The sequence below is a fragment of the Luteibacter sp. 9133 genome, assembly GCF_000800155.1.
Taxonomy (GTDB): domain Bacteria; phylum Pseudomonadota; class Gammaproteobacteria; order Xanthomonadales; family Rhodanobacteraceae; genus Luteibacter; species Luteibacter mycovicinus.
Window position 1 is genome coordinate 3,537,653 of sequence record NZ_JUHO01000001.1, and the last position, 10,641, is coordinate 3,548,293.

Sequence of the window (10,641 nt, forward strand, 5' to 3'; positions counted from 1 at the left end):
ACAATCCCTCCATGAACTCTAAACACCCCTACACGATCGACGTGGAGGTCGAAACCCGCTTCGTTCCCGACCAGTCGCAGCCGAAGGACAATCGCTACGTCTTCGCGTACACGATCACGCTCCGCAATGCGGGCGATTCCGGTGCGCAGTTGCTCACTCGTCACTGGGTGATCACCGATGCGAATGGCAAGGTCGAGGAGGTGCGCGGCGACGGCGTCGTCGGTGAGCAACCGTGGATGCGTCCTGGCGAGTCGTTCGAGTACACCTCGGGCGCCGTACTGGAGACATCGGTCGGCACGATGGAAGGCAGCTATCGCATGGTCGCGGATGACGGCACGCACTTCGATGCGCCTATCGCACCCTTCGTGCTTTCGATCCCGCGCACGCTCCACTAGGATCGAACCATGGAAAGCGTGCATGCCGGCAACGGCGCGATGGAGCGACTGGACTGATGGCCATCTACGCGATCGGCGACGTCCAGGGTTGCTACCCCGAACTTCAGCGAATGCTGGAGAAGATCCGTTTCGACCCGTCGAACGACAAACTGTGGTTCTGTGGCGACCTCGTCAATCGCGGCGGTGAGTCGCTGGCCACGCTGCGACTGATTCACTCGCTGCGCGACAGCACCATCATCACGCTGGGCAACCACGACCTCTCGCTGCTGGCCATCGGCCAGCGACGCGAGGACGCGCAGCAACGGGTCAATCCCGAGTTGCGCGAGGTGCTCTTCGCCGAGGATGCGCCAGTGCTGCTCGAGTGGCTGCGCATGCAGAAGCTGCTGCACCACGACGAAACACTAGGCTGGACGATGATCCACGCCGGCATGGCGCCGATGTGGACGCTGCGACAGGCACAGCGCGCCGCGCTCGACGTCGAGCGCGAACTGGGTGGCCCACGCCACCAGCGCCTGCTGAAAAACCTGTTCGGCAACCGCCCTCCGGGCTGGAACAACCGCCTGCAAGGTGTGGAGCGCCACCGCGCCACGATCAATACGCTGACCCGCATGCGCTATTGCGATGTCAACGGACGCATCGACTTCGAGGGCAAGGGCACGCCGGGCACGCAGAAGCCCGGCATGTATCCGTGGTTCGAAGTACCGGGCATGCGTCGCCGCGAGACGAAAATCGTCTGCGGTCACTGGTCGGCTCTGGGTCGCTTCGCCGGTCTGGGCGTTTACGCCATCGATACCGGATGCGTCTGGGGCGGCCAGCTGACCGCGCTGCGGCTGGACACGGAAGAGCCGGAATACATCACGGTGAATGCCGAGCCGCACCGGCATAAGCCTAAGGGTGGCGGAGATTGAGCGGGTGCGGATTTAGTGCTTCGTAGGCTTTTCGCGCGCAGGGCGCGCTCCTACATTCTGGCCGACAAAAAACCCCGCCGATTGGCGGGGTTTTTCATGGGTCAGGTCAGCTGGCCGTGACAGTGCTTGTACTTCTTGCCCGAACCACAGGGGCAAGGATCGTTACGACCGACCTTCGGACCATCGTTGACGACGGACTGAACGACCGGCTCGGCGCCGACGTCGCTGCTGGCGGGAAGGCCCGCCGCCTGTGCATCGGCGTGCTGGTACTGCAGACGCTGGGCTTCAGCGGCACGCTGCTGCTCGGCTTCCATCGCCAGGACTTCGTCCTCGCTGCGGATGCGGATACGCGCAAGCATCTGCACCACTTCGCCCTTGATCCGGTCGAGCATCTCGGAGAACAGCTCGAACGACTCGCGCTTGAATTCCTGCTTCGGCTGCTTCTGCGCGTAACCACGCAGATAGATGCCCTGACGCAGGTAATCCATGCTGGCGAGATGTTCCTTCCAGGCGTTGTCCACGACCGAGAGCATCACGTGCTTCTCGAGCGAGCGCATGGTTTCGGCACCGATCTGCGCTTCCTTCTCGACGAACAGCGCATCGACCGCTTCGCGCACATGGTCGAGGATGCCTTCAGCGTCGACTTCCTTCTGAGCTTCGACCCACTGTGGGAGGTCGAGCCGGAGGTTGAGTTCACTGGCGAGCTCGCGATCCAGGCCGGCGAGGTCCCACTGGTCGTCGATGCTGTCGGCAGGCACGAACCGACGCACAAGCGCGACGACGACGTCCTGGCGGATGTCACCGATCATGTCGGAAATGTCGTCGATCTCGAGGAGCTCGTCACGCTGCGCGTAGATCACCTTGCGCTGGTCGTTGGCGACATCGTCGAAATCGAGGAGGTTCTTGCGGATATCGAAGTTGTGCTGCTCGACCTTGCGCTGGACCTTTTCGATCTGCCGCGTGATCAGACGGTCCTCGAGGGCCTCGTCTTCCTTCATGCCGAACATCTGCATCCAGCGACCGATACGCTCGCCGCCGAAGATGCGCATCAGGTTGTCCTGAAGCGACAGGTAGAAGCGCGAGGAACCGGGATCGCCCTGACGGCCCGAACGGCCGCGCAACTGGTTGTCGATACGACGCGACTCGTGACGCTCGGTGCCGATGATGTGCAGACCGCCCGAGGCGAGCACCTGCTCGTGGCGCTTCTTCCAGTCCGCCCGGACCTTCTGCTTCTCGACGTCGGACGCATCCTCCGGCAACGTGGCCAGCGCGGCCTCGAGGCTGCCACCGAGCACGATATCGGTACCGCGACCCGCCATGTTGGTGGCGATGGTGACCGAACCCGGCGCGCCGGCCTGCGCGACGATGTGCGCTTCGCGCTCATGCTGCTTGGCGTTGAGAACCTCGTGCGGAATGCGCTCCTGCTTGAGCAGGCCCGAGACCAGCTCGGACACGTCGATGGACGCCGTGCCGACGAGGACGGGCTGACCGCGCTCGTGGCAGGCCTTGATGTCCGCGATGACCGCTTTGTACTTCGCATCCGGACCGAGGAACACGGAATCCGGATTGTCCACACGGACCATCGGCTTGTGCGTCGGAATCACGACGACTTCCAGGCCGTAGACGGTCTGGAATTCATAGGCTTCCGTGTCCGCCGTACCGGTCATGCCGGCCAGCTTCTTGTACATGCGGAACAGGTTCTGGAACGTCACCGTCGCCAGCGTCTGGTTCTCGCGCTGAATGGGCACGCCTTCCTTCGCTTCGACCGCCTGGTGCAGGCCGTCGGACCAGCGACGACCCGCCAGCGTACGGCCGGTGAATTCGTCGACGATGATGACTTCGCCGTCGCGCACGATGTAATCGACGTCACGCTGATAGATGCCGTTGGCACGCAGCGCGGCATTGAGGTGATGCACCACCGCCAGGTTCTTGGAGTCGTAGAGGCCACTGTCGGCCTCGATGACACCCGCCTCGCGCAACAGCTGCTCCGCGTGCTCCATGCCCTCTTCGGACATGTGCACCTGCTTCTGTTTTTCGTCGACCATGTAGTCGCCGGCACCGTCTTCTTTTTCCTGACGGTTGAGGCGCGGCACGATCTTGTTCACCGCGATGTAGAGCTGCGGGGAGTCTTCGGCCGGGCCGGAGATGATCAGCGGGGTACGGGCTTCGTCGATCAGGATCGAGTCGACTTCGTCGACGATGGCGTAGTGCAGGCCGCGCTGGTTGCGCTGTTCCTTGCTGAGCGCCATGTTGTCGCGCAGGTAGTCGAAGCCGAATTCGTTGTTGGTGCCGTAGGTGATATCGGACTGATAGGCCGCACGCTTGTCCGCGTGGTCCATACCCGGATACACCACGCCGACCGAGAGGCCGAGGAAGTTGTAAAGCTTGCCCATCTGCGCCGAGTCACGACGCGCCAGGTAGTCGTTGACCGTGACGACATGGACGCCCTTACCCTCCAGGGCGTTCAGGTATACCGGCAGCGTACCGACGAGGGTCTTGCCCTCACCCGTGCGCATCTCGGCGATCCGGCCGGAATGCAGCACCATGCCGCCGATCATCTGGACGTCGTAGTGGCGCATGCCGAGCACACGCCTGGCCGCCTCACGGGTGACCGCGAACGCCTCTGGCAACAGCTTGTCGAGGGTCTCGCCGGCAGTGATCCTGCCGCGGAACTCCTCGGTCTTCCCGCGCAGCTCATCGTCGGAAAGTTTTTCGAATTCGGGCTCCAGGGCGTTGATGCGCTTGACCGTCTTGGACAGGTCGCGCAGCACACGCTCGTTACGGCTGCCGAAAATACTCGTCAGGGCACGATTGAACATCGATCATCCGGATCTGAAACGAAAAAAGGCTGCCGGACGGCGCAAAGCCGACCGGCACGAAGGGACGATCATACTACGCCCGCCCCCGGCTTTCCTCGGGGTGGCGGCGAGCCGTGCCGGATTCAAGGCTGTCAGCGGTGGCTGCGGACGAAAGCCAGCGGATTCACGACCTTATCGTGGTACCAGACCTCGAAATGGACGTGGGATCCCGTCGAACGGCCCGTGGAGCCGGCCTTCGCGATCACATCGCCGACGCGGACCCGCTGTCCCGGCCTGGCGACCAGGGCGCTGTTATGCGCATAACGGGTCATGTACCCATTGCCATGGTCGATTTCGATGACGTCGCCATAGCCGCTCCGCTGACCCGCGAAGGTGACCATCCCCTCCGCGACCGCCGTCACGGGCGTACCCGTAGGCGTGGCGATATCGATCCCGGTATGCCGGGCGCTGTGACCACTGAACGGGTCCGGGCGGCCGCCAAAATACGACGAGATGTACCCGTTCACCGGCATACCCGTGGGCCGCAGGCTGGACTCGATACTGCGATCCATCAGCATGTCGCGCAGGGCTTCGAGCTGCGCCTGCTGGGTGTCGAACTGCCCGGAGAGCTGGTCGATGCTCTTGTTCAGGGACTCCGGCAAGGTGTAGGCATCCGGCTCAGCGCCGGTGGTTACTTCAGGACCGCCCTGGCCGGGCTCCTCCTCGAAATTGAACTCGCCGTCGTCCAGTTTGCCGACCTGGGTCAGCCGCTCGCCCAAGGCGTTCAACCGGACCGATTGTGCCTGGAGCTGCCCAAGCTTGACGGCGAGTGCGTCGAGGTCCCGCTGGGCGTCACGCTTGATCTGAGCGACCTGTGCGTTCTGGTCGCCCACCTCGCGCTGCAACCCATGGATGTCGCCCATGGCGCGATCGCGAGGGCTGGCGACGGTAAGCGCGATGCCGGCGCCGACACCGGCGATGCCGACGATGCCAGCGAGCACCATCGCGGCCATTTTGCAGCGCAGGCGCCTGCAGGAGAGGTCGAGCGTTTTCGGCCCTTTCTGGCCACGTGACACGAGTATGATCTGCATACGTTCCACATCGAATAGTTAAGCCGGTCCATGCCACCGCCGCCCAAACCGTCCCGTCATGCCACGCGTGGACTCAAGTCCATCGTGGAAGTGGGACCTGTCGTCTCGCTCGCCTCCCGGGCGCGCGAACTCGACCAGCTGGACCGTCAGTTGCGCGCGACACTGCCTGCACCGATGCGCGACCAGATCCGTTTTGCGGACCTGCGCGATGGCCGGCTCGTCTTCCTTGCGCCCTCGTCGGCCTGGGCTTCGCGAGTGCGCCTGTACCAGACGCAGATCCTCGAAGCCGCCCGCGCCATCGGCGCGAAGGCCCACTCGGTTGCCGTGAAAGTGGCCCCGCTGCCGCCCGTGGAAGTCATCCCCGACCGGCATAAACCGCTTTCCACCGAAGCAGCCCGCCATCTGCGGTCCGCCGCGGCATCACTCTCCGATCCCACGCTGCGGGATCTTTTTCTGTATCTGGCACTCCAGGCCGAAAACGAAGATTAATCCGTCACTTACGACCCGGGATGCGGGTCCGTAAGCACCACCGCATCCAGCGAGGTGGCGAACTTTATAGCACGCCTCTACCGGGCGAACACCTAAATTGCACATAAAGTTCACGGGTGAGGGGGCGGTCACGCGGGGGTTTTTCGTGGTTTCGCCGCCTTGGGGCTTGGCTTTGAAGGGCTCGGCTTCGCCGTCGCGTTGGCTTTGTCGCGGCGTGCGGTGTGGTCGGGAAGAGCCGGCGGGTGCCACCCTCGCGTCCACGCCTGCGGCGACCCCTCAGGGAAAGGCCGCTCCGCGGCCGTGTATCAATGGCCTTCGGCCGGGTCGGGCTCCGACTGGGGGTTTTCGAGTCGGCTGTCCCTGCCTCCCCGAAAACGGCCGGTCATCCCTGACCGGCCCCCTTGCGGGCCTCTTCCAGTCGGAGCCCTCGCCTGCGGCTACCGGACGCGAGGGTGGCACCCGCCGGCTCTTTGGGGGGACTGAGGCAACGTGGGGTCGAGCGGCGGTGCGCTTCGTTGGTTGGGAACGCTCGCTTGCCTGAGGTGTATGGCCTCGTTCGCCTTAGCAAGGCTGAGGGTTCGCGAACAGGGTTCGCTCCTACCCGGAGCGGCGAGTGCGTGCGTGCGGGCGTGTGCGGCGTGCGGCGTGCAACGTGCGGCGGCCATCCAGGCGGCGGTGGCTTTGGTGGGAGCCAGCGTGCTGGCGATAGCCGACAAAGCGGTGAAGCCAAAGCCCGCTCGACCACCACCCCACCTCAGTGCGCGAAAGAGACGGCGGGGGTGACCCTCGGGGCCGGTAGCCGCAGGCGAGGGCTTCGACTGGACAAGGCCGCGCAGGCGGGGCCGGTCAGGGATGACCGGCCGTTTTCGGGGAGGCAGGGACAGCCGACTCGAAAACCCCCAGGCGAAGCCCGACCCGGCCGTAGGCCATTGATATACGGCGGCGGTAGCCGCCTTTCCTTGAGGGGTCGCCGCAGGCGTGGCCGCGAGGGTCATCCCCGCCGGCTCTCCAACGCGACACAACACGCCGCGACAAAGCCAAACGCGACGGCGCAAAGCCGAGCCGTAAAACGTCAATCTCAAGCGCCCATAAAAAAAGCCGCGATCGCTCGCGGCTTCTCTCATTTCGCTACGCCCCGGTGAGGCGTCGCCTTACACCGCCTGGGCGGGATGGGCGTAGGAGATCGGCGCCTTGGCCGGATCCTTGAAGCTGACTTCTTCCCACGCCGCGGCGTCGGCCATCAGGCTACGGAGAAGCTTGTTGTTGAGCTCGTGACCCGACTTGTGCGCGGAGTAAGCGCCGATCAGGCTGTGGCCCAGCATGTAGATGTCGCCGATGGCGTCGAGGATCTTGTGCTTGACGAACTCGTTATCGTAACGGAGGCCGTCTTCGTTCAGCACGCGGTAGTCGTCGAGCACGACGGCGTTGTCCATCGAGCCGCCGAGCGTGAGGTTACGCTCGCGAAGCATTTCGATGTCACGCATGAAGCCGAAGGTGCGGGCGCGGCTGACTTCCTTGACGAACGACGTCGTCGAAAAATCCATCTCGGCCTGCGAATTGCGCTTGTTGAACAGCGGGTGATCGAACTCGACGGAGAAGCCGACCTTGAAGCCGTCGAACGGCTCCAGCCTGGCCCACTTGTCGCCGTCTTTCACGATCACCGGCTTCTTGATGCGGATGAAACGCTTGGCCGCGTCCTGCTCCTCGATGCCAGCGGACTGGATGAGGAAGACGAACGGACCCGCGCTGCCGTCCATGATCGGCACTTCCGGCGCCGAAAGATCGACATATGCGTTGTCGATGCCGAGGCCGGCCATGGCCGAGAGCAGATGCTCCACCGTGGACACGCGGACGTCGCCCTGGATCAGGGTCGTCGAAAGACGCGTATCACCGACATTCTCCGGGCGGGACTTGAGCTCGACCGGGGGATTGAGGTCGGTGCGGCGGAACACGATACCCGTGTTCGGCGCGGCCGGACGAAGCGTCATGTACACCTTGTCGCCGGTATGGAGGCCGACGCCGGTGGCGCGAATGATGTTCTTGAGCGTGCGCTGCTTGATCATGTTGGGTCGAACCTTGTTGGCAGCAGCCTAAAGTAGCGATCATGCTAACACAGTCTTAACCTCGGGATAAACAAACCGGACGGTACAGTCCAGTGTTGCTTCACCGTTCCTTCAGCATCAGCTGCGATCCATTCTCATCTGGCCTGCGACTGAAACGTTCGTCCGTTCAATCACTTGCAAGTAACTGATATCACTTGCAGGTTTTCCTGAGGCGAAGCGGCGACGCTCCGCCACCCGGACGGGATGGCGGCGGAGCGTCGGGCGGTCCGACGTCGTGTCGGGCCGTCCTCACGTTTTCCTTAACGTGCCTGGATCTGCAAGTACCGCTCAGTCAGCCTGACGACGCAGGAACGCCGGGATATCGAGGTAATCGATCGCCGGCTCGGCGTTCTTCGACGGTGCCGGTTCCGACCGGACCGACGGAACGGAGTCGGCCTGCGCGTAATCGACCACTTCGTTGCCGGTGCCCGTGCGCAGGACGACCGGGCGGGGACGCTGACGCATCTCGACCTGCTGCTGCACCGGCTGGCGAGCCGGCTGCTTGGACGAGGCCGCGGCACCGCCACGGTTGAGGCCGGTGGCAACGACCGTCACGCGGACGTCGTCCTGCATTTCCGGGTCCAGCGAGGTGCCGATCACGACGGTCGCATCTTCCGAGGCGAAGTCGTGGATGACGCGGCCGATCTCGTCGAACTCGCGCATGGTCAGGTTGGGACCCGCCGTGACGTTGACCAGGATGCCGCAGGCGCCGGCCAGATTCACATCTTCCAGCAGCGGATTGTTGATCGCGGCTTCCGCGGCGGCCTGTGCGCGATCGTCGCCGCGGGCGGTGCCCGAGCCCATCATCGCCATACCCATTTCGCTCATGACGGTGCGGACGTCGGCAAAGTCGACGTTGATCAGGCCGGGGGCCGTGATCAGGTCGGCGATGCCCTGGACCGCGCCCTGCAGCACGTCGTTGGCCGCCTTGAACGCGTTGAGGAGCGTGACCTCACGACCGAGCACCGAGAGAAGCTTCTCGTTGGGAACGGTGATCAGCGAGTCGACATGCTGCGACAGGTCTTCAATACCCTTCAGGGCGACCTGCATGCGGCGACGGCCCTCGAACGGGAACGGCTTGGTCACGACCGCGACGGTCAGGATGCCCTTCTCTTTCGCCAGCTGCGCCACGACCGGAGCCGCACCCGTACCGGTACCACCGCCCATGCCGGCGGTGATGAAGACCATGTCCGCGCCTTCGAGCATTTCCTCGATGCGCTCGCGGTCTTCCAGCGCGGCCTGGCGGCCGACTTCCGGGTTGGCGCCGGCGCCGAGACCCTTGGTGACATTGCCGCCCAGCTGAAGATGCGTGCGCGAGGCGCAGCTCTTCATCGCCTGGGCGTCGGTATTGGCGACGACGAACTCGACGCCTTCGATATTGGAATTGACCATGTGCGCCACGGCGTTGCCGCCGCCGCCACCCACGCCAATGACCTTGATGACCGCATTCGGTGCCAGCTTTTCGATGAGTTCAAACATTTCCCGTCCTCCGCAGAACTTTTAGTTTTTTTGGTTTATGTCCCTTGTCCGACTCCTGTCGGCCATGGGTTGCGGGCCATCCCTTGTGCCCCGGCGCCCCCCTTCCATCGGGCACCGACAATCCGGTGACTACTGCTTAGAAATTCTTGGTGAACCAGCTACGGAACTTCTCGACCATGCTGCCGACATTGCCGGCGGCGGAACTCGTGTGGCGCGCGCCGCCGGTCGACCGCGAGCCGTGCAGAAGCAGGCCCACGCCGGTCGAATGCAACTCGCTGGAAACGACATCGCCCAGGCCCGACACGTGCTGGGGCACGCCGATGCGAACCATCTTGTGGAAGATTTCCTCCGCCAGTTCGAGCGCGCCTTCCATACGCGAGGCGCCTCCGGTCAGTACGATGCCGGCGGCGACGAGGCTCTCGTAACCCGAGCGACGCAGTTCGTCCTGCACCATCTCGAAGATTTCCTCGTAGCGGGCCTGCACCGACTGCGCGAGCGCCTGACGCGCGAGACGACGCGGCGGCCGATCGCCCACGCTCGGCACCTGGATCGTTTCTTCCGCATGGGCAAGCTGGGCGAGCGCACACGCGTATTTGATTTTGATCTCTTCCGCGTGAGCGGTTGGTGTGTGCACGCCATACGCGATGTCGTTCGTCACCTGATCGCCACCGACGGGCAGCGACTTGGTGTAGCGGATCGCGCCCTGCGTATAGATGGCGATATCCGTCGTACCGGCACCGATATCGACGAGGCACACGCCGAGCTCGAGCTCGTCCTCGGTCAACACGGCCTTAGCGCTGGCGACAGCGGCGGGCACGAGTTCATCGACCGACAGACCGCAGCGCTGAATGCACTTGGAGATGTTCTGCACCGCGCTCGCCGCGCCCGTGACCAGATGCACGCTGGCCTCCAGACGCACGCCGCTCATGCCGACCGGATGACGGATACCGTCCTGACCGTCGATACGGTATTCCTGCGACTCCTTATAAAGCACCTTGCGATCGGCCGGGATCGCCACGGCGCTGGCCGCTTCGAGTACCTGCTCCAGATCGGCCGACATCACCTCGCGGTCGCGGATGGCCGCGGTGCCGTGCGAGTTACGCGTTTCCAGATGGCTGCCGGAGATCGAGGCGTACACCGAGCGGATATCGCAGCCGGCCATCAGCTCGGCCTCTTCGACCGCGCGCTGGATCGAGTGGACCGTCGATTCGATGTCGACCACCGAGCCACGCTTCATGCCGCGCGAGACGTGCGTGCCGATACCGATGATTTCGATGGCTTCACCCGGCTCGTATTCGCCGACGATGGCGACGACCTTCGACGTTCCGATGTCGAGGCCGACGACGAGCTGTTTGTCGTTCTTGTTTCTCATGATCCTG

At 64.0% G+C, this 10,641-nt stretch carries 8 protein-coding genes; 3 read left to right on the plus strand and 5 right to left on the minus strand.

What is annotated here, in order from left to right:
* Positions 1-11: 11 nt before the first annotated feature.
* Both apaG and FA87_RS15480 read left to right on the plus strand, forming a co-directional pair.
* Complete coding sequence (gene apaG / locus FA87_RS15475; RefSeq protein WP_043698274.1) at positions 12-395, plus strand: Co2+/Mg2+ efflux protein ApaG; 384 nt, start codon at positions 12-14, stop codon at positions 393-395.
* A 56-nt stretch (positions 396-451) separates the two neighbouring features.
* Positions 452-1,303: a symmetrical bis(5'-nucleosyl)-tetraphosphatase gene (locus FA87_RS15480; RefSeq protein WP_043695762.1), complete on the plus strand. Its 852-nt coding sequence runs from the start codon at positions 452-454 to the stop codon at positions 1,301-1,303.
* Positions 1,304-1,404: 101 nt separating this feature from the next.
* On the opposite strand, the gene secA is transcribed toward FA87_RS15480, so the two are convergent.
* Together secA and FA87_RS15490 are read right to left on the minus strand one after the other, a co-directional pair.
* A complete protein-coding gene (gene secA, locus FA87_RS15485; RefSeq protein WP_043695763.1) occupies positions 1,405-4,122 on the minus strand; it encodes a preprotein translocase subunit SecA in 2,718 nt (905 codons plus the stop codon).
* A 131-nt stretch (positions 4,123-4,253) separates the two neighbouring features.
* On the minus strand, positions 4,254-5,192 hold the full coding sequence (locus FA87_RS15490) for a M23 family metallopeptidase (protein ID WP_043695765.1): 939 nt from the start codon (positions 5,190-5,192) through the stop codon (positions 4,254-4,256).
* Between the two features lie 30 nt (positions 5,193-5,222).
* On the opposite strand from FA87_RS15490, the gene FA87_RS15495 reads away from it, so the two are divergent.
* The gene (locus FA87_RS15495; RefSeq protein ID WP_052191381.1) at positions 5,223-5,681 is read left to right on the plus strand and encodes a DciA family protein; all 459 of its coding nucleotides are present in this window, start codon (positions 5,223-5,225) and stop codon (positions 5,679-5,681) included.
* A 1,151-nt stretch (positions 5,682-6,832) separates the two neighbouring features.
* Here FA87_RS15495 and lpxC read toward each other — a convergent pair.
* The 3 genes from lpxC to ftsA form a co-directional block, all read right to left on the minus strand.
* The gene (gene lpxC / locus FA87_RS15500) at positions 6,833-7,744 is read right to left on the minus strand and encodes a UDP-3-O-acyl-N-acetylglucosamine deacetylase (protein WP_036110475.1); all 912 of its coding nucleotides are present in this window, start codon (positions 7,742-7,744) and stop codon (positions 6,833-6,835) included.
* Positions 7,745-8,071: 327 nt separating this feature from the next.
* Positions 8,072-9,262: a cell division protein FtsZ gene (gene ftsZ / locus FA87_RS15505; RefSeq protein WP_036110474.1), complete on the minus strand. Its 1,191-nt coding sequence runs from the start codon at positions 9,260-9,262 to the stop codon at positions 8,072-8,074.
* A gap of 136 nt (positions 9,263-9,398) precedes the next feature.
* Positions 9,399-10,634 (minus strand): cell division protein FtsA, encoded by a 1,236-nt coding sequence (gene ftsA, locus FA87_RS15510; RefSeq protein WP_036110472.1) that lies wholly within the window; start codon positions 10,632-10,634, stop codon positions 9,399-9,401.
* Positions 10,635-10,641: the final 7 nt, after the last annotated feature.